20 protein-coding genes and 1 pseudogene are annotated in these 23,053 nt (G+C 66.9%); 7 read left to right on the plus strand and 14 right to left on the minus strand.

Annotated features, from left to right (window positions below; translation table 11 throughout):
• The 3 genes and pseudogenes from A5782_RS20200 to A5782_RS20210 form a co-directional block, all read right to left on the minus strand.
• Positions 1-794: pseudogene (locus A5782_RS20200) on the minus strand (hypothetical protein); the annotation flags it as partial.
• A 179-nt stretch (positions 795-973) separates the two neighbouring features.
• Positions 974-3,409, minus strand: coding sequence for a glycogen/starch/alpha-glucan phosphorylase (locus A5782_RS20205; protein ID WP_067103913.1), 2,436 nt, complete (start codon positions 3,407-3,409; stop codon positions 974-976).
• A 261-nt stretch (positions 3,410-3,670) separates the two neighbouring features.
• A complete protein-coding gene (locus tag A5782_RS20210) occupies positions 3,671-3,994 on the minus strand; it encodes a multidrug efflux SMR transporter (RefSeq protein ID WP_082943035.1) in 324 nt (107 codons plus the stop codon).
• Between the two features lie 92 nt (positions 3,995-4,086).
• Between A5782_RS20210 and A5782_RS20215 the strand changes: the two genes are divergently transcribed.
• The 4 genes from A5782_RS20215 to A5782_RS20230 all read left to right on the plus strand — a co-directional run bounded on the left by A5782_RS20215 (position 4,087) and on the right by A5782_RS20230 (position 7,318).
• Positions 4,087-5,010, plus strand: coding sequence for an alpha/beta hydrolase (locus tag A5782_RS20215; RefSeq protein WP_067103870.1), 924 nt, complete (start codon positions 4,087-4,089; stop codon positions 5,008-5,010).
• Positions 5,007-5,450 carry a DoxX family protein gene (locus tag A5782_RS20220; protein ID WP_067103915.1) on the plus strand — a complete coding sequence of 148 codons (444 nt, stop codon included), beginning with the start codon at positions 5,007-5,009 and terminating at the stop codon, positions 5,448-5,450. The genes A5782_RS20215 and A5782_RS20220 overlap by 4 nt, the downstream gene beginning before the upstream one ends.
• A 110-nt stretch (positions 5,451-5,560) precedes the next feature.
• Entirely contained in the window at positions 5,561-6,358 is a 798-nt protein-coding gene (locus tag A5782_RS20225) for an SDR family NAD(P)-dependent oxidoreductase (protein ID WP_067103871.1), read from the plus strand.
• Positions 6,359-7,318, plus strand: a complete 960-nt coding sequence (locus A5782_RS20230) for a phosphotransferase family protein (protein ID WP_067103872.1) — start codon at positions 6,359-6,361, stop codon at positions 7,316-7,318.
• A gap of 18 nt (positions 7,319-7,336) precedes the next feature.
• On the opposite strand, the gene A5782_RS20235 is transcribed toward A5782_RS20230, so the two are convergent.
• Positions 7,337-7,582: a hypothetical protein gene (locus A5782_RS20235; protein ID WP_067103873.1), complete on the minus strand. Its 246-nt coding sequence runs from the start codon at positions 7,580-7,582 to the stop codon at positions 7,337-7,339.
• A 168-nt stretch (positions 7,583-7,750) separates the two neighbouring features.
• On the opposite strand from A5782_RS20235, the gene A5782_RS20240 reads away from it, so the two are divergent.
• Positions 7,751-8,434, plus strand: coding sequence for an MspA family porin (locus tag A5782_RS20240; RefSeq protein ID WP_082943032.1), 684 nt, complete (start codon positions 7,751-7,753; stop codon positions 8,432-8,434).
• 12 nt (positions 8,435-8,446) lie between these two features.
• Here the strand turns inward: A5782_RS20240 and A5782_RS20245 are convergent, their stop codons facing one another.
• Genes A5782_RS20245 through A5782_RS20260 form a run of 4 tightly spaced genes read right to left on the minus strand, consistent with a single transcriptional unit; the run spans position 8,447 to position 12,905 of the window.
• Entirely contained in the window at positions 8,447-9,742 is a 1,296-nt protein-coding gene (locus A5782_RS20245) for an acyl-CoA dehydrogenase family protein (RefSeq protein ID WP_067103875.1), read from the minus strand.
• Positions 9,743-9,763: 21 nt separating this feature from the next.
• The gene (locus A5782_RS20250; protein ID WP_067103876.1) at positions 9,764-10,906 is read right to left on the minus strand and encodes a CaiB/BaiF CoA-transferase family protein; all 1,143 of its coding nucleotides are present in this window, start codon (positions 10,904-10,906) and stop codon (positions 9,764-9,766) included.
• Positions 10,903-11,685 (minus strand): enoyl-CoA hydratase/isomerase family protein, encoded by a 783-nt coding sequence (locus tag A5782_RS20255; RefSeq protein WP_197694288.1) that lies wholly within the window; start codon positions 11,683-11,685, stop codon positions 10,903-10,905. Before A5782_RS20255 ends, A5782_RS20250 begins: the two co-directional genes overlap by 4 nt.
• Complete coding sequence (locus A5782_RS20260) at positions 11,682-12,905, minus strand: acetyl-CoA C-acetyltransferase (protein ID WP_197694290.1); 1,224 nt, start codon at positions 12,903-12,905, stop codon at positions 11,682-11,684. The genes A5782_RS20255 and A5782_RS20260 overlap by 4 nt, the downstream gene beginning before the upstream one ends.
• 481 nt (positions 12,906-13,386) lie before the next feature.
• Here A5782_RS20260 and A5782_RS20265 point away from each other — a divergent pair, with 481 nt between their 5' ends.
• Positions 13,387-14,343 (plus strand): LLM class F420-dependent oxidoreductase, encoded by a 957-nt coding sequence (locus tag A5782_RS20265; protein WP_067103879.1) that lies wholly within the window; start codon positions 13,387-13,389, stop codon positions 14,341-14,343.
• A 3-nt stretch (positions 14,344-14,346) separates the two neighbouring features.
• On the opposite strand, the gene A5782_RS20270 is transcribed toward A5782_RS20265, so the two are convergent.
• Genes A5782_RS20270 through A5782_RS20295 form a run of 6 tightly spaced genes read right to left on the minus strand, consistent with a single transcriptional unit; the run spans position 14,347 to position 22,173 of the window.
• Entirely contained in the window at positions 14,347-15,174 is an 828-nt protein-coding gene (locus A5782_RS20270) for an oxidoreductase (RefSeq protein WP_067103880.1), read from the minus strand.
• Positions 15,175-15,195: 21 nt separating this feature from the next.
• A complete protein-coding gene (gene ppk2 / locus A5782_RS20275; protein ID WP_067103881.1) occupies positions 15,196-16,074 on the minus strand; it encodes a polyphosphate kinase 2 in 879 nt (292 codons plus the stop codon).
• 33 nt (positions 16,075-16,107) lie between these two features.
• A complete protein-coding gene (locus A5782_RS20280; RefSeq protein WP_197694291.1) occupies positions 16,108-16,773 on the minus strand; it encodes a nitroreductase family protein in 666 nt (221 codons plus the stop codon).
• A 14-nt stretch (positions 16,774-16,787) separates the two neighbouring features.
• Positions 16,788-18,305, minus strand: coding sequence for an Hsp70 family protein (locus A5782_RS20285; protein WP_067103883.1), 1,518 nt, complete (start codon positions 18,303-18,305; stop codon positions 16,788-16,790).
• Between the two features lie 9 nt (positions 18,306-18,314).
• Positions 18,315-20,579, minus strand: coding sequence for a carbon starvation CstA family protein (locus tag A5782_RS20290; RefSeq protein ID WP_067103884.1), 2,265 nt, complete (start codon positions 20,577-20,579; stop codon positions 18,315-18,317).
• A 52-nt stretch (positions 20,580-20,631) separates the two neighbouring features.
• Positions 20,632-22,173 (minus strand): ATP-dependent DNA ligase, encoded by a 1,542-nt coding sequence (locus A5782_RS20295; protein ID WP_067103916.1) that lies wholly within the window; start codon positions 22,171-22,173, stop codon positions 20,632-20,634.
• A 111-nt stretch (positions 22,174-22,284) separates the two neighbouring features.
• On the opposite strand from A5782_RS20295, the gene A5782_RS20300 reads away from it, so the two are divergent.
• Complete coding sequence (locus tag A5782_RS20300; RefSeq protein ID WP_067103885.1) at positions 22,285-23,043, plus strand: SDR family NAD(P)-dependent oxidoreductase; 759 nt, start codon at positions 22,285-22,287, stop codon at positions 23,041-23,043.
• Positions 23,044-23,053 lie beyond the last annotated feature (10 nt).

Here is a 23,053-nt window from a genome sequence, read left to right on the forward strand (position 1 = left end):
TTTCGGGCGTCGTACAGGCCGGAGTTGGCTTTCAACGACTCGGCGCTGACGTCGGCGCCACTATCGGTGAGCACCGCGTTGTCGATGTCACTGACATTCGACGTGGCCGCGATCAGCTCCTGCTTGATCTCCTCGCGTGCCTCGGTGTCCTTGCGGTGCTTACGATTTCGGTGCACGGCGAACCAAAGCAGGCCGGCCATGGCCGCGGCGATGCCGGAAATGACCAGCATCACCTTCAGCCAGGCCCACTCGTCGTGCTTTTCGTGCGCGACGGGAGAGGTGGTCGGCGGTCCGACCGGGGCCGCGTTGGCGCTCGCCAGCTTGCCGACGAAGGCACTCGTGGCGCCGTACGGGTCGTTGCGGTGATCCTTTGCCGACTGATTCATGAATCGATCGACGCTGTCCGCAATGGCCTTGGGCACGTTGTAGGCACGCACGTGGTAGCCGCGCGAGTCGATGACCAGTATGACGCCGCTGAATGCGGCGTTGCGGCTCAGCATGGCGCTGTGTACGGCATCGGCCGTGGTCACACCGCTCTGGGCGGGCGACACCGCCGCCACCCAGACAGGTGGTCCTGCGCTCCACGTCCACGAGCTGGTGAGAATCTGCTGATTGAGCTTGTCGGGGTTCTGCAGCGGCGGTCTGGCCCCGGGATCAACCACCACATGCGTCTGGGCGTCGAACCTGTTCACCAGCTGGTCTGTGTAGGTGTCGGCCGAGACGGACGGCGCGAGCAGCATGGCCAGCGCCACGGTCAACGGAGCCAGGACAAGGCTACGGAAGCGTAAAGTCACATCTCTCCTGCCACGAGTCGTTATGCCGATCCTTGCGGCGGACCGCGAGAACGTCCAATTGCGCCCTCAGCGTGAGCGCCCACCCTAGCCCGTTTCGGGCGGATCCGCTGTAGGGGCAGGTGGCGTTGGGCGACGACGGCGGCTGGCTTGCCGCCGGCTCAGTGCCGGATTACCCGGCGCTAGATCTTGACCGTCAGCGGCCAGACGTTCCAGATCTCGTCGCAGTACTCGGTGATGGCGCGATCCGACGAGAATTTCCCGCTGCGTGCGGTATTGAGGATCGACATCTTCGTCCACGATTCCCTGTCCTGCCACGCGGCGCTGACCCGCTCCTGGCAGTCCAGGTAGGACGCATAATCGGCGCATACCAGGAACGGGTCGTCATAGCGCAGGTTGTCCACCACGGGCCGGAATACCTCGGTGTCCCCACGCGAGAACGTCCCGCCGGCAATCAAATCCAGCACCGCGCGCAGTTCGTCGTTGCCGTCGATGTAGTCGGCCGGCCGGTACCCGGTGGCCTTCACCGCCCCGACCTGCTGCTCCGTCAGACCGAACACGAAGAAGTTCTCCGGCCCCACCTCGTCGCGCATCTCGACGTTCGCCCCGTCCAGGGTGCCGATGGTCAGCGCGCCGTTGATCATGAACTTCATGTTCCCGGTGCCCGACGCCTCCTTGCCCGCAGTGGAGATCTGTTCGGACAAATCGGCGGCCGGGTAGATGAGGTGGGCGTTCTGCACGTTGAAGTTCGGCACGAATGCCACCTTCAGGAACCGGTTCACGTCCGGGTCGGCGTTCACGGTTTCTGCGACCGCGTTGATCAGCTTGATGATCCGCTTGGCCAGGAAGTATCCGGGTGCGGCCTTACCGCCGAAGATGAAGGCGCGCTGCGGAATCGACAGGCCGGGATTCTGCTTGAGTCGGTGATACAGCGCGACGACGTGCAGGACGTTGAGGTGCTGGCGCTTGTATTCGTGGATGCGCTTGACCTGAACGTCGAACATCCAATCCGGGTTCAGCTCGACGCCGGTCACCGAGTGGATGTATTTGGCCAGGCGTGACTTGTTGTTCCGCTTGATGTCGCGCCACTCGCGCCGGAAGGCGTCGTCGTCGACGAACGGCTCGAGCCCGCGCAGGCGGCCCAGATCGGTCAACCAGCCGTCACCAACGGTGCGGTCCAGCAGCTCACGGAGCCCGGGGTTGGCCAACGCAAGGAAGCGGCGCGGTGTCACGCCATTCGTCTTGTTGCTGAACCGCTCCGGCCACATCTCGTAAAAGTCCTTGAGCACACTGCCTTTCAACAGCTCAGAGTGCAGCGCGGCGACACCGTTGACGGCGTGGCTGCCGACGGTGGCCAGGTGCGCCATCCGCACGCTCTTGCCGCCGTTCTCACCGATCAACGACATCCGGGCGACCCGGTCCTCGTCGCCGGGGAACCGGGCGCGCACCTCGTCGAGGAACCGGTGGTTGATCTCGTAGATGATCTCGAGGTGGCGCGGCAGCGACTCGGCGAACATCTCCAGCGGCCATCTCTCGAGCGCCTCGGGCAGCAGGGTGTGGTTGGTGTATCCGAACGTCGCGACGGTGATGTCCCACGCTTCGTCCCAGTCCAGCTCGCGTTCGTCGACCAGCAGCCGCATCAGCTCGGCGACCCCGATCGAGGGATGAGTGTCGTTGAGCTGCAACGCGAACCGCTGGGGAAGTTCTTTGACGGACACGTCGGCGAGATCGTCCATGATGTGCAGCACGTGCTGCAGCGAGCAGGACACGAAGAAATACTGCTGTAGCAGGCGCAGCCGCTTGCCGGCCTCGGGTTCGTCATTGGGATACAGCACCTTGGTGACCGTCTCGGACGTGACCTCGTCTTCGACCGCCTTGTAGTAGTCGCCGGTGTTGAAGGCCTCCAGCGCAAACGACTTGACGGCACGCGCGCTCCACAATGTCAGCACGTTGCAGGTGTTGACTCCGTAGCCCTGGATCGGCGTGTCGTAGGCGGTGCCTTTCAGCATCCGGCCCGGCACCCACCGAACCCGGTCGTGGCCGGCGTCATCGGTATAGTGCTCGGCGTAGCCGCCCCACTTGACCAGGAAGCTGACGTCGGGTTTGGCGATCTCCCAAGGGTTTCCGTTGTCCAGCCAGTTGTCGGTCTGCTCGACCTGCCAGCCGTCGTGGATTTCCTGGTCGAAGATGCCGAATTCGTAGCGGATGCCGTAGCCGATCGCCGGGCGCTCCAGCGTGGCCAGCGAGTCCAGGTAGCAGGCGGCGAGCCTGCCGAGGCCGCCGTTGCCCAGCCCGGGTTCCTCCTCGCAGGCCAGCACCGTGTCGAGGTTCTGGCCCATCGCCGCCAGCGCTTCGCGTGCTGCCCGCTCCATCTGAAGGTTCAGCAGATTGTTGCCCAGTTGCGGGCCCATCAGGAATTCGGCCGACAGATAGCAGGTCACCTTGCGTCCGAGGTCGAGCGAGGTCTGCGTCGAGGCCACCCTGCGGTCTTGCATGCGGTCCCGCACCGCCAGAGCGAGCGCTCGGTAGTAATGCTCGGGGCGCCGGGCCGCGGCCGGACGCCCGATCGAGTAGCGCAGGTGGTCGTTGATCGCCCGCTGTAGCGCGGCCGCGCTCATCCCGGTGCGAGAGTGTTCGACCAAGTCGGCCCGGGTGGGGTTGCCCGGGGAGAGTCCGTCGGAGGGCGTCTGATCGACATCGGTCATGTGGGTCCTACTCGCTAGGGGTTGGCGGGCAGCACCGCCCCGGGGCGCTGCGATGCCCGGTGGCGACAGACCGTCAGTCTTGCAGCGATGTTTGCACATCAGCACCGCAATGGCGGTCGGAAACGTGAACGCGAGCCCACGGGACGGCGACGAAACGGCGGTGAGGCGTTGCGGTCAGTGCGCGCCGGTCAAATTCAGCGTGACCACCCCGGCGATGATCAGCCCGACGCCGACGACCTTCGTCACCGATATCGGCGAACCCAGGAACAGCACCGCGATCAGCACGATCAGGGCCGTACCGATCGCCGACCACAACGCGTAGGCGACGTCGGTCTGCATACCGCGCGAAATCGACACCGCCAGCAGCGCGAAGGAGACGGCATAACCGATCAGGCACACCACGGTCGGCCACAGTCGGGTGAAACCTTCGGTGCTCCTGAGCAGGCTGGTCGCTATCACCTCTGCGAAAATGGCGCCGAGGAGAAAGAGATAGGTCAAAACGCCTCCTTGCATACCGAGGTACACGTACGTATTTACCTGACACGGAGCCGATCGACGTCGTCTCACACACCGGCGAAGGGTTGCGCCCTATGACACTTGCCGCGCATCCATTGAACTTCGATGTCAGCGAGGTGGTCGGGGAGCCGGCGTCGCTGGCGGCGACGTATTACCCCGCGCGCGGTGGCGCAGAGACGGGCGCGTTATTGGTGTGTCTGCCCGGCGGTACCTACAGCCGCGAATACTGGGACCTCAACATCCCCGGGCATCACGGGTACAGCTTCGCGGACTTCGCCACCCAGAACGGCTTCGCCGTCGTAACGATCGATCCCTTGGGCACCGGCGAAAGCTCGCAGCCCGCATGCGATTTCGACTTCAGCGACATCGCCGCCGCGCTGGCGCGTGCCGTCCGCGCGCTGCCGGACACGATCGGCATCCACGCGCCACCGGTCGCGGTCGCGCATTCGCTGGGCGGGTACCTGGCCATCACTCAGCAAGCCCTCTTTCCCAGTTACGCCGGATTGGCCGTGCTGGGCTGCACCAATCAACACGTCGCGCCGCTGAACCTGGATGCGGCGTTCATGGCACGGTGCGCCACGCCGGAAGGCCGCGCCGAGCTTGCCTGCGAAATCCTGTCTGCTCTTGGGCAGCCGTATTTCGAGGGGCCACGCGAGCACCTGCAGAGCTGGTTTCACCTCGCCGACGTCCCCGCCGATGTCGTCGCCGCCGACTGCAGCACCGCCAAGTCGGTCGTACCCCGCGTGTTCGGCACGGCGATGATCCCGGGCATCGTCGCCGAGCAAGCGGCGCGGATAGAGGTCCCGGTACTCGTCGGCTACGGCGAGGTCGACGTCTCCCCGGATCCTCGCGCCGAGGCAGCCCTGTACCGGAGCTGTCCGGACATCACCACCGTGGTTGTGGCCGACAGCGCCCACTGCCACAACATGGCATCGAGCCGGCATCGGCTGTGGCGGCGCCTGCTCGCCTGGGCGGCGACCGTAACGTGTCCATCGTGATGAAAGGTCTCGACGCACGCCTGGCCCGTCACGCCCCCGCCGTGCTGAGCTTGTTTCGCCTCGTCTACGGTCTGCTCTTTGCCGCGTACGGTTCGAGAAGCCTTTTCAATTGGCCCGTGCGCTCGCCGGTTGTCGTCGAGGTCGGATCCTGGCCCGGTTGGTACGCCGGGTTGATCGAGATCGTCGCGGGCCTGCTCGTCGCCGCCGGGTTCTTCACCCGCGCCGCCGCGTTCGTCGCATCGGGGGAGATGGCGGTCGCCTACTTCTCGGTCCACCAACCGCAGGCGCTCTGGCCGGTCGCCGATCCGCCGGCCGGCAACGGCGGCGCCCTGGCGGTCCTGTTCTGCTTTGCGTTTTTCCTGCTGGTCTTCACCGGCGGCGGTGCGTACTCCCTGGACGCGCGACGCCGAACGGCAGGCCTTCGCCCACTTCGGCGGTGACGGGCGACTCGAGAAGCGCGACCGGAGGCTTCCCCTCGACCGGCGATAATGGCATTCTCTGATACGGAGAAGCCATTTCCGTATGGCCGGGCAGGCCGGGGAGGTCGACGATGAGCGCGCAGCGGTGCGACGGGATGGTGGCTCTCGTCACCGGAAGCAGCCGAGGCCTGGGCAGGGCGATCGCCACGCGGCTGGCCGAACGCGGAGCCACGGTGGCATTGACGGCCCGCACGATGGATCCCGATCCCAAGTACCAGGGGTCGCTGAGCCAGACCCGCGACGAGATAGTGGCCGCGGGTGGGAAAGCCATTGCGGTCCAGGCGGATCTGTCCCAATCCGAAGACCGGGAACGGCTTTTCGCCGAGGTGGTCAGCGCCGTGGGCGCGCCCGACATCCTGGTCAACAACGCCGCGGTGACGTTCCTGCGGCCCCTCGACGGGTTTCCCGAGCGGCGCGCCCGACTGATGATGGAGATGCACGTCCTCGGACCCCTGCATCTGTGTCAACTGGCGATACCCGCAATGCGCGAGCGCGGACGCGGCTGGATCTTGAACCTGACCTCGGTGGGCGGCGACCTGCCGCCCGGTCCGCCGTTCTCGGAGTTCGACCGGACCGCGGGCTTCGGCCTCTACGGCACGGCCAAAGCCGCGCTCAACCGGTTGACGAAAAGCCTTGCGGCCGAACTCTATGACGACGGAATCGCGGTCAACGCCGCCGCGCCGTCCAACCCCGTGGCCACACCCGGCGCCGGCACCCTCGATCTGGCCAAGACCGACACCGAGGACATCGCGCTGATCACCGAGACGGCGCTCCGATTGTGCACGGGCGATCCGAAGACGCTGACCGGACGCCTCGCGCACACCCAGCCGTTCCTCGCCGAGGTCGGCTGGACCGCGCCGGCGGGCTGAATGGCCGAGCTCGATCCCACCGAGCTGCGCCGGCGACTCGACGGCGTGGGCGTCGCCGATGTCGCTCCGCTGTCCGGGGGAGCCTCCAGTCTCACCTTCGCGGGCACCAGGGATGGTCAACGAGTGGTGATCAAGGTGGCTCCACCCGGCGTCGAACCGGTCGCGCATCGCGACGTGCTGCGCCAGGCCCGCATGTTGAAAGCCCTTGCGGGGAGCGGCGTTCCGGTGCCCGCAGTGCTGTGGGAGGACATAGGGGATCCGCCACACACTCCGCCGTTGTTTGTGATGGCGCATGTCGAAGGCGATTGTGTGGAACCGCTATTCGACGATTGCCCGCCGACCGGTGGCCTATCGCAGCGGTATCGGAATGCCTGCCGCGCCATGGCCGCGCTGCACAGACTCGCGCCAACGGACCTGGGGCTGGGCGATGAGCCCGTGGTCGATCCGGTCGCCGAAGTCCACCGGTGGTCCGACACGCTGCGGACCGTCGACCCGGCGCTGGCGCCCGGCTGGCCGAAAGTGCGCGACGCGCTGCTGGATTGCGCACCGAGTGCGATGAGGCCCGGCGTGGTGCACGGTGATTTCCGGCTGGGCAACCTGCTGGCGGCCGGATCGGTAGTCAACGCGATCATCGATTGGGAGATCTGGTCGATAGGCGATCCGCGCATCGATGCGGGCTGGTTCCTGATCAACTGCGACCCGGACACTTACCGGCGGGTTGCCGCGCCGGCCGGTGCGGTGCCGCCGATTGACGAGCTCGCCGAGCTGTACGAGTCTGAGTTAGGTTGCGAGGTCACCGATTTGGCGTGGTTCACGGCGCTGGCGTGCTACAAGTCGGCAGCGACGTGGTCGCTGATCGTCAAGCACAATCGCCGGCGAGCCTCGCCGCGAGCGGAATTGGAAGCCATGACGGCAATTTTGCCGGGACTGCTCGACCGTGCCCGGTCAATGCTGGCCTAGCCAGCGGGCGGACCATTCTTACTGGCAGCGGACCAACAGATTTTCGCAGATCATTCCGACGTCACCCGTGTCGTTCACGGGCTGGCCCTCATTGGACGGGTTCGTCCAGGTGGTCGGGAACGGGCTCCATACGTCGTCCATTCCCGGCGGCTGGGGGCGGGGATCGACGTTCGGGTCCGCGTAGGCAACGCCGGTGGAGCTCAGCAGGGCGATGACGGTGGACGCACAAACCAGCAATCCGCGAACGCGTATGCGAAGCGTCATCGCCGCCTCCTCGGTTTCTGGCCGGATTGTTGGCTTTGGAATTGAATTCTACAATTGTCTCGGATTTCACAACAGTTACAAAAACACAACAACTTCGGCCGGGCGCCCAGCAAATTTCTCTACTCGAATTGCGGGGTGCGTACGGTTTCGCCCGTGAGGCCCATAGCCGTGGTCGTTCGTCGCGCGATGGTGGCTGCCGCCTGCCTGGTGATTTCGTTGCCCACGGCGGCCACGACCGGTGCAGATCCCGAGGTCGCCCCTGCCGCTGCGGAAGCGGCGCCGGAGGCCGAGGGAGCAATGCCCTCGAATCCTCCGGTGATTCTCAAGACTCCCGACGGCTGGACCCTGGGCGTGGGCGCGCGGGACGAGCAGCAGGTTCCGGTGGCGCCGCTGACCACCGCGGTGTCGTCCCGCGAATATCTGGCCAGCGGGATATTCGTCGGCTCGCTGATAGGACCGGGGCAGCCCCAGGGCGTCCTCGAGGTGGGGTTCGAGATCGGTTGCGGAATCGACATGAGCACATCCGACGGCGTCACGATCGGGGGTACCGCCGGCGTCACCCCGGGCGTGACGGGCCCGGTGACCGGTGTGCCGTTCGACCTGCTGCCGTTGGTTCTTTTTCCCACCGCGGGTGTGCTCAACGTAGGCCTCAAGCCCGGCCTCGTGGTTGTGGTGCCGGTGGTCAAGAAGCAGTTCAGGGGACCAAATCCCTGGGTGATGGTCAGCAACTTCCACGTCAAGATCGACGGCTGCGTGGGCGAGTCGTTCATCCGTTCCTATGCGGTGCTGAATCGAGTGACCGACGAATCCGATGTGGTGCTGTCCTACGTCGGTGTCACCAAAAAGGTCTGATGGGCTCGCTGCTCAGCCGCGGGGGATGCCCGCCAGCTTGTCAGCAAACTTCGCCTCCGCGGCGGCGCGCAACCGCAGCAGGTGTTCGGAGGGAAACAGGTCGGGCGCGGGCGCACGGTCTTTCAGCAACAGCCGCGCCAGGGTGACCTTGTGTACTTCGGTCGGACCGTCGGCCAGCCCGAGCACGAACGACTCGACCAGGTACTGCACGAACGGCATCTCGTGGGTGGTGCCCAGCGACCCGTGCAGCTGAAGTGCCCGCGCCGACACGTCGTGCAGGACCTTCTGCATCATCGCCTTCACCGCCGAGATGTCGGCCCGAACGGCCTTGTAGTCGTTGAATTGGTCGATCTTCCAAGCCGTTTGGAGGGTCAGCAGGCGGAACGCCTCTATCTCCATCCACGAGTCGGCGACCATCTCCTGCACGAGTTGCTTGTTGGCCAGCACCTCACCCTGGGTGTAGCGCGACGCCGCCCGCTCGCAGATCATGTCGAAGATCCTGCGGACCAGGCCCACGGTGCGCATCGCGTGGTGAATCCGCCCGCCGCCCAACCGGGTTTGCGCGACGACGAAGGCCCCGCCGCGGGGGCCCAACATGTGATCGGCGGGCACGCGGACGTTTTCGTAGCGGACATAGCCCTCACGCCCGCCGCCGGTTGGCTGGTAGCCCAGCCCGACGTCGCGCAGCACATTGATGCCGGGGGTGTCGCCGGGAACGACGAACATCGAGTAACGCTCGTACGGCGGCGCCTCGGGATCGGTCATCGCCATCACGATGATGAACGAGGCTCTCGAGGCGAACGACGAAAACCACTTCTCCCCGTTGATGACCCAGTGATCACCGTCTTGCACGGCGGTGGTGCGGAATACCTTCGGGTCGGCCCCGCCCTGCGGCTCGGTCATCGAGAAACAGGAAATGATGCGGTTGTCCAGTAGTGGCTCGAGGTAGCGCTCCTTGAGTTCGGGTGTGCCGTAGTGGGCCAGGATTTCGCTGTTGCCGGAATCGGGAGCCTGTGAGCCGAAGACGATCGGCGCGCATTCCGAGCGACCAAGGATCTCGTTGAGCAGCGCCAACTTCACCTGTCCATAGCCCGGACCACCCAGGTGCGGGCCCAGGTGGGTCGCCCACAGCCCGCGCTCTTTCACGATCTTCTGCAGCGGGGGGATCAGCGCCTGCCGCACCGGGTCATCGAGATCGTGGGATTCCTTGACAATCAGGTCGATCGGCTCGCACTCTTCGCGCACGAAGCCTTCGACCCACTGCAGTTGTTCTGTCCACTCCGGGTCGGTGGAGAAGTCCCACGACATAGGTCGTCCTCTCTGGCTCGGTCATTGTGAGCCGCTTTGGGCCACCACGCCGGCGTCCTCGAGCGCGGTGATGGCGTTGGCGTCCAGGCCGAGCTCACGCAGCACGGTGCGGGTGTGGTCACCCGGAAGCGATGGAGATGCGGGCGTGGCCGGACGGGTTCGGGAGAAACGGGGCGCCGGTGCGGGCTGGGTGATGCCGTCAAGCTCGACGAATGTCTGGCGCGCGACGTTGTGCGGATGTCGCGGCGCCTCGGCCAGCGAAAGCACCGGTGTCGCGCAGCATCCCGGTGTGTCGAGGAGGCGCTCCCACTGCGCGCGGGACTTCTCGGCGAAGCGGGCGGCCAGTGCGGTCCGGTGGGCGGCCCACGCCGTGGGGTCGGTGTCGTCGTGGGGCACATCCACGCCGAGCCGATCGCACAGTTCGGCGTAGAACTTCGGCTCCATGGCGCCGACGGCGATGTGGCCCCCGTCGGCCGTGGCGTATGTTCCGTAGAAGTGCGCGGCGCCGTCGAGCAGGTTGTCCTGACGGCGGTCACGCCATGTGCCGGCGGGGAGCATGCCGAAATACGGTGCCAGCAAAGCGGCGACGCCGTCGACCATCGCCACGTCGAGGACCTGACCCGTGCCAGACTCGCGGGCCTCGAGGATCGCGCTCAGCAGTCCCACCGCCAACAGCATTCCGCCACCGCCATAATCGCCGACGAGATTCAGGGGTGGGACCGGTGAGTCGGCGGTGCCGATGGCGTGCAAGGCACCCGTGAGCGCAAGATAATTGATGTCGTGCCCGGCGTGGCCGGCCAGGGGTCCGTCCTGTCCGTAGCCCGTCATGCGGGCATAAACCAGGCGAGGATTGTTTTGCCGCAACGCATCCGGACCGATGCCCAGGCGTTCGGCCACCCCGGGCCGGTACACGTCCACAAAGGCATCCGCGCCGGCGGCCAGACGGTGCACAAGGTCCCGGCCGCGCGGATCCTTCACATCGGCTGCCAGTGACCGCTGGCTGCGGCGGACCGTGTGGTCGACGGGCAGCGGGCCGTCGACACCCCCCAGGGCATCGACCCGGATGACTTCGGCGCCCAAGTCGCCCAACAGCATTCCGCAAAACGGCGCGGGCCCCAATCCGCCCATCATGATGATGCGCACGCCTCGCAGGGGGCCGGTCATGAAGACCACTTCTTGCGGCGCTCGGCCGCGTTGTCGGTCGCGTGGGAAATCACTTGATTGCGGTTTTCCAGTTCCATCGCCGCCGCCAGACTCGCGGCGTCGGTGTTGACCTGAAGGGCGCGCTTGGTCAGTTGCGCGCCGAGCGGAGCATGGCTTGCGATCAGCGACGCCAACTCCACCGCGCGATCGGTCAGCCGATCCGGCTCGACGACCTCACTGACCAGGCCGCGACGGTCGGCCTCGGTGGCCGACACGGTGCGGCCGGTGAGCATCCAGTCGGCCGCCACACTGGTGCCGACGATGCGCGGCAGGTGGTAACTCATGCCCATCTCGGCTCCCGAGAGCCCGAGCAGGATGGCAGCATTACCGAAAGATGCCGCCGCCGAACAGATTCGGATATCGACCGCCAGGCACAGCGCGAGTCCGGCCCCCACGCAGGGGCCGTTGACCGCGGCGATGACGGGCTGCGGCAACGCGTGCACCGCTTCGGCGAGCGCGGCCATCCTTTCCTGAAAGCGCATCCGGTCCAGCGCGGGCGCGCTCGCCTCGAGCATCGACGGCCCGAAGTCGCGCATGTCGATGCCGGCACAGAAGCCGCGTCCCGCACCGGTCAGCACCACGGCGTGCACCGCAGGGTCGAGGGCCATATCGTCGAGCACGTCGCGTAATTCGGTCTGCATCGCCTCGTTGATGGCGTTGAGCCGCTGTGGTCGATTCAGCCGCAAAATGGCGACGCCGTCGCCGGGGCGTTCGAGCTCCAGGGTTTCCGGCATGGTCACACCCGCTCGATGATGGTTGCCGTGCCCATTCCGCCGCCAGTGCACATGGTGACCAGACCCGTTGTCAGGTCACGACGTTCGAGCTCGTCCAGAACGGTGCCGATGAGCATTGCGCCGGTGGCGCCGATGGGGTGTCCGAGCGCGATCGCGCCGCCGTTGACATTGACCACCTCGGGATCGATGTCGAGATCGCGCATCGTCTTGAGTGGGACGGCGGCGAAGGCCTCGTTGATCTCCCACAGATCGATGTCGGCCACGGTCATGCCCGCGCGCTCCAGGCATCGCTGAGCCGCGGGTCCGGGCGCGGTGAGCATGATGATCGGCTCGCTGCCGATGGCCGCGGTGGCCCTTACCTGCGCACGCGGCGCCACGCGATGGGTGTGCATCCAGTTCGAGGAGGCCAGCGCCACGGCGGCGGCCCCGTCGACCACCCCGGAGGAATTACCGGCATGGTGCACGTGATCGATGCGGTCGATGCCGGGGTAGCGCTCGAGACAAATCTCGTCGAACGTGCGTTGCTCACCGTCTGCGCACGCGGCGCCCATCGCGGCGAAGGCCGGTTTGAGACGGGCCAGCGACTCGGTGGTGGTGCCGGGGCGGGGATGCTCGTCGCGCTCTAGGCAACCGTGCGGTGTCGCCACGTCGACCAGGGAACGTTCGAAGCACCCCCCCTCGATGGCCGCGCTGGCGCGGCTCTGGCTTTGTGCGGCGTAGGCGTCCACGGTCTCGCGGCTGAATCCTTCCAGGGTGGCGATGAGGTCTGCCGAAATACCTTGCGGGACTGTCGGATACAACGCGCGAAGATCGGGGTTGTTGCCGTCGATGGTCGGGACGCCCGCCGTGACGTCCCAACGCGACATCGACTCGACGCCACCGGCGATCACCAGATTTTCGCTGCCCGCGGCGATGGCCGAGGCCGCAACGGTCACGGCCTGCTGGCCCGACCCGCAGAATCGGCTCAGCGTCATCCCGGGCACGCTCTCGGGCCAGCCGGCCAGCAGCACCGACAGGCGGGCGATGTCGTCGCCATGGTCTCCGGCCAGAATGCCGTTGCCGGCGATCACGTCATCGACGTCGGTCGCATCGAACCCGATCCGCTCGGCCAGCGCGGTGAGGCACCGGGCCAGCAGGGCTTGGGGGTGCACGCCGTGCAGCCCGCCGTCGGGACGGCCGCGGCCGCGGGGCGTGCGGACCGCGTCGAGAATCCAGGCGTCGATGATGGACTCCGATCGTTATGGTTCGGGCGGGACCGGCACAGGTCACCAGCGATCGTAATCCGTCTCTCGGTAGCGGAGAACTGCCTTCTCCAAATTGGCGAAGCTGTTCTCATCGGCGCTGCGGCGCGCCGGGCCGTGCTTCCTTGGTCACATCCGCCCCGCCAGTCCCTGGCGGAGTCCGTAGGAGTGTTTGCCCGCCTTGCAGCGACAACGCCGCGGCGGCGCGGTCGCATCGGGAGTTGTCGCTGCAAGGCGGGCACGCGACACTGTCCTTGCGCGGAGCAACCGAAGTGGCAAAGGTGACGCCCACGTGTGGCGCCGGGCCACGATCTGGCTGTGAAACCTGTTGTCAGACAGGGTGATTCGGCCGACGCCGATCTCGGATCAAGCTCAAGCGCCGGCACGCCGGCACGAGTTCCCCGTATGCCGCCGGTAAACAGCGCAGCCGGCGCATAACCGGGCGCTCAGCGGGTAGCCGGGCGCCATGACCAAGATCGGATACTTTCTCACTTGCGAACAGTTCGGCCCCAAGGAACTCATCGACCAGGCCAAGCGCGCCGAGGATGCCGGATTCGACGCGCTGTGGATCTCGGACCACTATCACCCCTGGAATGACGAGCAGGGTCAGAGCCCATTCGTGTGGGGAGTGATCGGTGCGCTGTCGGAGGCGACGTCGCTGCCGGTCAGCACTGCCGTCACCTGCCCGACCATCCGAATACACCCGGCGATCATCGCGCAGGCGGCGGCCACCGCGGCCGTGCAGCTCGACGGGCGCTTCGTGCTCGGGGTGGGCAGCGGTGAGGCCCTCAACGAACACATTCTGGGCGATCCCTGGCCGTCCGCCGGTGTGCGCCTCGAGATGCTGGAGGAGGCGATCGACGTCATCCGCAAGCTGCACAAGGGCGGTGAGGTGAGCCACCACGGCAAGCACTACGAGGTGCAGGAAGCACAGGTCTACACCCGGCCGGAGCGGCCGGTGCCGATCTATGTCTCGGCGTTCGGCCCGCAGGCCGTGGAACTCGCCGCCCGCATCGGGGACGGATACAGCATCGCCATGCCCGACGGCGACCTGGTCAAACAATTCCGGGAGGCCGGTGGCGGTGACAAGCCGGTGCAGGGTGGTACCAAGGTCTGCTGGGACTCCGACGCCGACGCCGCGCGCAAGGCGGCGCACCGGTTGTGGGCCAACGAGGGCCTGCCGGGCCAGACCTCCCAAATCCTGCCGCGCCCCAAGGATTTCGCCGCCCTGCAGTCGCTGGTGCCACCGGAGACGGTCGCGCAGAGTGTGGCCTGTGGTGCGGACCCCGACAAGCACATCGCACAGGTCCGCGAGTACATCGACGCCGACGTCGACGAGATCTACGTGCAGCAGATCGGTCCCGACATGGACGGGTTCTTCGCGGCATGGCAGCGTGACGTACTACCCCAGGTGCGCGGCTAGGGCTCAGCCGAAGTCGGTGCCGCTGGTCAGCTCTGCCCATTTTTCGATCTCGGCGACCCGGGCGTCCGCGGTGTAGCGATAGGCGGCCAGCGCGTCCGGGCCGAGCAACAAAAACGCCGGCGGCTCAGGCGATTCGACGGCCGCGATGATGGCGTTCCCCGCCCTGGCGGGGTCGCCCGGCTGGTTGCCATGCATGGTGTCGTTCTCCTTGCGGCGCCGCCCGGCGGTGGCGGCGTAGTCCTCGATGACGGTGGCCGACTGGATCAGCGAGCGTCCGGCGAAGTCGGTGCGAAACGCACCGGGTTCGACGACGGTCACCGAAATGCCCAGCGGGACAAGCTCACCGCGAAGGGCTCCGCTCATGCCTTCGATCGCGGCCTTGGCCGCCGCGTAGTAGCCGGACCCCACCGGGGTCAGCTGGGCGCCGATCGAGGAGACGTTCACGATCGCGCCGCTGCGGCGGGCCCGCATACCGGGGAGTACGGCCTTGATCATGGCGACGGTGCCGAAGAAATGCGTGTCGAACAACGCACGGACGTCGGCGTCGTCACCTTCCTCCACCGCGGCGCGATAGCCGTAGCCGGCGTTGTTGACCAGCACGTCGATGCGGTCGAACCGTTCGAGCGCCTGCTGCACGGCCGAGGCCACCTGCGCGGGATCGGTGACATCGAGGGTTGCGGCGAGCACCCGCTCGGGTGCGGCCTCGGCCAGGTCGGCAACCGCGCCGGCGTCACGCGCGGTGACGACGGCATTGTGGCCGGCGCCGATGACCGCCTGGGCCAGCGCGCGGCCGAGCCCGGTCGAGCACCCGGTGATGAGCCATGTGGACATGAGACGTCCCCTTCACCTTGGTCAGTCGGTCAACGCCCGGCCCACGATCTGCGAATCCGGCTCGCCCACCACCTCATCGTCCTTGTCGTCGTAGTCGGAGTTGGCGAGCACATAGCGCATCGCGTTGATCCGGGCGCGCTTCTTGTCGTTGCTTCGCACCACGATCCACGGAGCGATGTCGGTGTCGGTGGCGTCGAACATCGCTTCCTTCGCGGCGGTGTAGTCATCCCATCTGTTCACCGATTCGATGTCCATCGGGGAGAATTTCCACTGCCGCACCGGGTCCACCAACCGGACGGCGAACCGGGTGCGTTGTTCGGCCGGCGACACGGAAAACCAGAACTTCGTCAGGACGATGCCGTTGTCGACCAGCATTCTTTCGAACGGCGGTGCCTGCTCCATGAATTCGGCGTACTGCTCCGGGGTGCAGAACCCCATCACCTTCTCAACGCCGGCGCGGTTGTACCACGAACGGTCGAACAGCACCATCTCGCCGCCCGAGGGCAGATGGCTGATGTAGCGCTGGAAATACCATTGCGTCTTCTCTTGCTCGCTCGGCTTCTCCAGCGCCACGACCCGCGCGCTGCGTGGGTTCAGGTGCTCCATGAATCGCTGGATGGTTCCGCCTTTTCCGGCCGCGTCGCGCCCCTCGAACAGGATCACGTGCCGGCCGCCGATGCGCTTGTTGTGCTTCTGCAATTTCAACAGCTCGATTTGCAGTCTCCGCTTCAGCCGCTCGTACTCGTCGTGCGGCATCCGATGGTCGTAGGGGTATCGCTCGCGCCAGGTTTCGACGTGTTTGCCCTCCCGGTCAAGCAGGACCGGGTCGTCGTCGTCCCGGTCGTCGACGGTGTAGCCGTGTTCCGGGGTCGACAGAGTGTCCAGATCTATGTCGGTCATAGTTCGACGCTATCGCTCCTATGGCGGATCCCATCAACCTTCGAACGCCGGGCCGTCGAATCGATCACGGGTGATGAACTCCGCGACCGGCCTGCGGCGCAGCTTCCTCAGCTGCCGCACCGGTTTTCCCAGCGGAACCACCGCGGCCACCGCGTGCAGGTCCGGGATGCCCAGCAGTCGGCGAACTTGGTCTTCGGCCGCGATGGCCATCGTCGTGATGGTGCCGCCGTAGCCCTCGCTGCGCGCGGCCAGCAAGATGTTCCAAATCAGCGGGTAGACCGATGCTCCACCGGCGATACCGACGCGGTCCAGATCCTGATCGATGGCGGCGACAACGGTCAGATCCACCGAAACGACAAGGACCACAGGCGCTTTGGCGATGGGTGCCATGAACGTGTCGGGAACATCGGTGGTCTCGATGACCTCTTGCGGCACGGCGCTGGGATGCACTGAATTCCACGGGTTTTCCTGTGCCTGCAATTGGGCGAAATAGCGGTGAGCGGCGGGCCTGCCGAACTCGGCCAGCCGCCGGCGGACCGTTTCGTCGCGCACCACGGTGATGTGGGCGCCTTGCCGGTTGCCACCGCTGGGAGCGAACCGGGCGTTGTCGAAGATGCGCCCCAGCACATCGTCGGGCAGCGGATCGTCGGTGAATTCGCGTGCCGCGAAAGTTGTTCGCATCACGTCGTATAACTGCATGGCGGGCTGGCTCATCAACTCGCCGACGCGCACCGCTCCAGGCGGAAGGTGCGTTCGAACCCGGCCGGCTGCGTCGTCAGGGTCACTTCCACCGCACCGCTGGGGGCGATGACGTAGCGCTCCTCGACATCGGGCCCGTCCTTCCAGCGACCGACCGGCTGGCGCCCGAGGTCGTCCCGGTCGTGCAGGGCCGGGTCGAAGGGAAACAGCACCGGGTCATAAGGCGTGACGTCGCCGTCGGGCCTGCCGTTGACCAGACGACTGCATTCCACGAACCGGAAGTGCCCGATGTTGTGTGCCGCTCGATATCTCCGTTTCACCACCAGCGGGGATTGCCCGTCGGCCGGAAGGGAAACGTCCTTGCACACGATCGGGTCGAAGACAACCCCGGCGCCGGCCTCGGCCTCCCGGAAAACCCCGAAATTCCTCGAGAAGCGTTCGGACAGCGCAAAACCGGATTCCTTGTCGAGGAAGACCGCAAGGCCGATGGCCGTGGCGGCGAAGGGATGCGGCGAGCGCTTCACCCGCTTCTCGCCGAAGGCGCTGCGCAGCATCCGCGACACCAGTGGGAACCCGCCGGCCCCGCCGACGACGTAGATGCCCGCCACCTCCGACCAGTCGACGTCCTTGCGGCCTCGCGCGGGGTCGTGCAGTACCCGGTCGAGCAGCGCCGTCGTCTCGTCGACCAGCGGTGCGCACACCGCGTAGACGTCGTCGATGGGGCAGGAGAAGGGGGGCCGATCGACCGGGGACAGGTCCACCAGGAAGCGGCGCGTCTGCGGCCCGACGGCCTCCTTGCGGGCGGCGCACTCTTCGGCCAGCAGGTCGCGCTGGGCGGTGTCGAGGCCGGGCAGGTTCGCGCCGGCCAGCACGAGCTCGACGATCGCCTCGTCGAAGTCGTCGCCGCCGAGGCGCTGGATGCCCTCGCTGATGACGACCTCGTTCGCGTGCCCGGTCATCTTCAGCAGCGACGCGTCGAACGTGCCGCCGCCGAGGTCGTAGATGAGGACGTATTCGCGTTTGGCGGTGATGGTCGACCGGTACCGGTGGGCGTATTCCAGGCTGGCGGCGGAAGGCTCGTTGAGCAGTGCGACGACATGGAAACCGGCGGCCACGTAGGCATCCAGGGTCAGCAGGCGCTGTGCGCTCGAGGCATTGGCCGGCACGCTGATCGCGGCTTCGATGGCTTCGCCCGGGGCCAGCGTGGCGTTCGAGTGGCGTTGCAGATCGGTTTTCAGCTGGGCCAGGAAGCCGGTGAGCAGGTCCGCCAGGCGATAGTCACGGCCGGCCAGGGTGACTTCGGTCTGCGGCCCGGCATCGTTGAGCAAGCGTTTGAACGAGCGCAGCACCGACCATTCCGGGTCGTGGCGCACGGCGGCGGCCTGTGCGCCGAAGCGCAGCTCGCCTGCCGCGTTGGCGGCAATGATCGACGGCCACGCATCCGCGCCCTCGAAGGAGACGACGGGATAGTTGCCTCGGTCGACGGCCGCCACGACGGTGTGGGTGGTTCCGAAGTCGATGCCGACTCTCATCGCGCAAGTTTAGGACCGCGGCGCGGCCTTGGGCACAACCTTTTTGCCCGGCGCGTCCCACCTGCGTTGCAACTCGCGCTCGGCGGCGGTGGGGATCAGGCCCGAGGGTGCGAAGAACTTCGACGGCACCGGGTCGTCCTCGGTCAACGGTCGCCCGGGACCGCGAATTGCCCCGAGCGCGACCACGACTCCGGCGATCACCACGATGACGACGGCCACCGCGAACAGCACGGACAGCGTGCCCTGGATGAAGGTGTTGCGAAGGACGTCGTCGAGCTGATGCGCGTTCTTGGCCGATCCGAACGCCGTCTTGCCCGCTTGCTTGGCCGCCAGGTACTTCGAGTGCTGGCTCCAGTAGCCGACGGCCGGATCCGGGGAGAAGATCTTCTGCCACGACGCGGTCAGCGTGACCACCAGATCCCACAACAGCGGTATCCCGGGAATCCACGCCCACTTCAGTAGGCCCTTCTTGATGACGATCACCGTGATGACGGTCAGCGCGATCGCCGCGAGCAGCTGGTTGGCGATGCCGAACAGAGGGAACAGGGTGTTGATACCGCCCAGCGGATCGGTCACGCCCATCAGCAGGATGCTGCCCCAGGCCGCGGCCACTGCCAGGCTGCAGAGCCAGACGCCCGGGCGCCAGCTCGGGTTTCGCAGCTTGGCCAGCGGGCCGCCCAGGTTGCCGAGGGTGTCGGAGAGCATGAACCGCGCGACGCGGGTGCCGGCGTCGACGGCGGTGAGGATGAACAGCGCCTCGAACATGATCGCGAAGTGGTACCAGAACGCCTTGAGGCCGGCACCGCCGAACACCCGGTAGAGCACCTCCGACATGCCGACCGCCAGCGTCGGCGCCCCGCCGGTGCGCGACACGATCGACTTCTCGCCGACCTCTGCGGCGGCAGCGGTGAGCTGGTCCGCGGTCGCCGGGTCGCCGCGCAACCCGAGCCCGTTGACGTAGTGCGCGGCGGTGGCCGCGGTGCCGCCGGTCTGGGCGGCCGGAGCGTTGAGCGCGAAATACACATGCTGGTCGAGGATCACCGCGCTGATCAGCGCCATCATCGCGACGAACGACTCGGTCAGCATGCCGCCGTAGCCGATCAGCCGCATCTGGCTTTCCTTCTCCAGCAGCTTGGGCGTCGTCCCCGACGAGATCAGCGCATGAAATCCGGACAGGGCTCCGCAGGCGATGGTGATGAACAGGAACGGGAACAGCGCGCCCGGGAACACGGGCCCGTCGCCGCGGGACGCGAACTGCGACACCGCGGGCGCCTGCATGACCGGTCGCGCGATGCAGATGCCGATCGCGAGCATCGCGATGGCGCCGACCTTCATGAACGTCGACAGGTAGTCACGCGGCGCCAGGAGCAACCACACCGGCAGCACCGACGCCACGAAACCGTAGCCGATGATCAGCCACGACACCGTGACCGCCGACAGGTTCAACCACGATGCACCCCAAGAGGTTTCACCGACCCAGGCGCCGGACCCCACGGCGAGCAGCAGCAGCGCGATGCCGATCAGCGAGACCTCGGCGACCCGGCCGGGCCGCAGGAACCGCAGGTAGCAGCCCATGAAAAGGGCGATGGGAATCGTCATGGCGATGGAGAACACGCCCCAGGGGCTCTGGGCAAGTCCCCGCACCACCACCAGGGCGAGCACCGCGATGATGATCACCATGATGACGAACGCGCCGAGCAGTGCGGCCACGCCGCCGGTGGCGCCGAGTTCGTCGCGGGCCATCTGGCCCAGCGACCGCCCGCGGCGTCGGGTGGAGATCCACAAGACCAGGTAGTCCTGCACGGCGCCGGCGAACACCGCCCCGATGACGATCCAGATGCTGCAGGGCAGGTAGCCCATCTGGGTGGCCAGCACCGGACCGACGAGCGGTCCGGCCCCGGCGATGGCGGCGAAGTGATGGCCGAACAGCACCCGCCGGTCGGTCGGCACGTAGTCGGTGCCGTCGTCGAGAACTTCGGCGGGCGTGGCGTGATCGTCGCGCGGGCGGACGATCTTCAATTCGATCAGCCGGGCATAGAACCGGAATCCGATGAGGTAGGTGCAGATCGCCGCGACGACAAACCACACCGCGTTAACCGTCTCGCCCCGCGTGAACGCGATGATCGCCCAGGCGACGGCGCCGAGGACCGCGACGATAGCGAACACGATCTTGTGCCGCAGGGTGATGGGCGAACGGTCGATGATGGCGACGGGGGGCAGATCTTCGTCGGTGTGGATGTAGCTGACGTCGTTGTCGTGCTCTGTGACTGCCACGGCGGAAACCCTACGCGCGCAAAACGAACGGCGCCTGTCCAGGAACCCCCGTTCAGTACAGCGCGCGCACGGCGTCGATGGTGTCGGCCTCGGCGGGGCTCTTGTCGTCGCGATACCGCACCACGCGGGCGAACCGCAGCGCCAGTCCGCCTCGGTAGCGCGACGACTTCTGCACGCCATCCAGCGCGATCTCGACCACCTGCTCGGGCCGCACCTGCACGACGTAACCTTCGGTCCCGCCGACGGCGAGTTCGCTGAACCGGGTGGTCTGCCACTGAAGCATGGCGTCGGTCATGCCCTTGAAAGTCTTTCCCACCATGATGAATTCGCCGGTGGCCGGATCGCGCGCGCCCAGGTGGATATTGGAGAGTTTGCCGCGACGGCGCCCCGATCCCCACTCCACGGCGAGCACCACCAGATCCAGGGTGTGCACCGGCTTGACCTTCAGCCAGCCCGCACCGCGGCGACCCGCCTGGTACGGCGCGCCGGGCGCCTTGGCCATCACGCCCTCGTGGCCGGCGGCCAGCGTCGCGTCCAGGAAGGCGCCCGCCGCCGCGGGGTCAGCCGTGAGCAGCCGGTCTACCCGCTGCGCCGGTGGCACCAATGCGTCCAGTGCGGCCAGCCGGTCGGCGGTCGGGGCATCGAGCAGGTCGACGCCGTCACAGTGCAGAATGTCGAAGAAGAACACCGAAAGTCGCTGCGCGGCAAGGGCTGCGGCGATGTCGACGGAGCGGCCGAACCGGGAGGCGGTGACCTGGAAGCGCTGCGGCCGGTTGTCCGGCCGCAGCGCGATGGCCTCACCGTCGGCGATCAGGTTGTCGACCGGCAGTGCCAGCGTCGCCTCGACCACCTCGGGCAGTCGGGCGGTGACATCGTCGAGGCTTCTGGTGTAGACGGTTACCTCGTCACCGCCGCGGTGAATCTGCACCCGCGCGCCGTCCAGCTTGGCTTCGAAAATTGTTGCGCCGCCGTGGCGTTCGATCGCGTCGGCCACACTCGTCGCGGTCTGCGCCAGCATCGGGCCAACCGGGCGACCGACCCGCAGGGTGAACGCCTCCAGGGCCGAGGCCTCACCGGACAAGGGACCGGACAGGGCGGCCGCCGCCACCGCCGGCAGGTCCCCGCCCAGCATCGCGGCGCGCTGCACCGCGGCCGCCGGGATCCCGGCGGCCTTGGCCACGGCGTCGGACATGATCCCGGCCAGTGCGCCTTGGCGCAGTTCGCCGCCGAGCAGCCGCAGCAGAAAGGTCTGTTCGGTGTCGGTGGCGGCGGCGAACAAGGCACTCAAAAGCGCGGCGCGGCGCCCCTGGGCGCCCTTGCCCGACACGGCGCCGATCTCGGAGAAGGTGGCGTCCACGCCGGTGACGGTCAGCGCGGCGTGCGAGGCCGCCGGCGGGCGCGAGCGCAATGCCGCCCAACCCACGCCGATCTGGCGTTGCCGCAACTCACCGGAAAGCCACGACACGACGATGGCGACCAGCGCGGCGTCGGGCGCGGCGCGGCGCAGGAGGTCAGCGATGTGGGCGACCTTGGTCAGCCGCGACGACGTGTTCCCGACGTCGGCTGACGTCGAGGCCACCTCGAGAAGGAGCACGGTTGTCAGCTTGGCATGGCTCGGTGACAAGGGTGTTGAGCGGACACGCTAGCGTGCCTACGTAACGTTACAGATCACACGGATTCTGACAAGCCACAAAGGGAGGCCCGGATGGAGATCAACGGTAAGAAGGCCGTCGTCATCGGCGGTGCATCGGGAATGGGTCGCGCCAGCGCGGAACTGTTCGCCGCACGCGGCGCCGACGTCGTCGTGCTCGATCGTGAGGGTTCCGACGGTAAAGCCGTTGCCGACGGCTTTGGCGGCACGTTCTACCCGGTCGACGTCACCGATTTCAGCGGCACCGAAGAGACACTGCAGACCGCGGTGGACCAGCTCGGCGGCCTGCACGTCATCGTGACGACTGCGGGCGGCGGGATCGCCAAGCGAACGATGACCAAGTCCGGTCCGCACGACCTCGAATCCTTCCAATCCGTCATCGATCTCAACCTCATCGCGACCTTCAACATCAGCCGGCTCGCGGCCGCGCACATGGCCAAGAACGAACCCGAGGACGACGAGCGTGGCGTCATCATCAATACCGCGTCGATCGCGGCCTTCGAGGGCCAGATCGGGCAGGTCGCCTACACCGCCGCCAAGGCCGGCATCGCGGGTATGTGCCTGACCATGGCGCGTGACCTGGGCTCCCTGGGCATCCGCGTGCTGGCGATTGCGCCAAGCCTGTTCGCCACGGGGTTGACCCAGGGCATTCCCGACGAGTTCGCGACGCAGCTGACCAAAGACGCGGCCTTCCCCAAGCGTCTGGGCCGCCCCGAGGAGTACGCGAAGCTGGCCGCCGCCATCGTGGACAACCCGATGCTCAACGGCCAGTGCCTGCGCCTGGACGCCGGACAGCGGTTCGCGCCCAAGTAATAGACGCCCC

It is taken from the genome of Mycobacterium sp. 852002-40037_SCH5390672, from assembly GCF_001665875.1.
Classification (GTDB): domain Bacteria; phylum Actinomycetota; class Actinomycetes; order Mycobacteriales; family Mycobacteriaceae; genus Mycobacterium.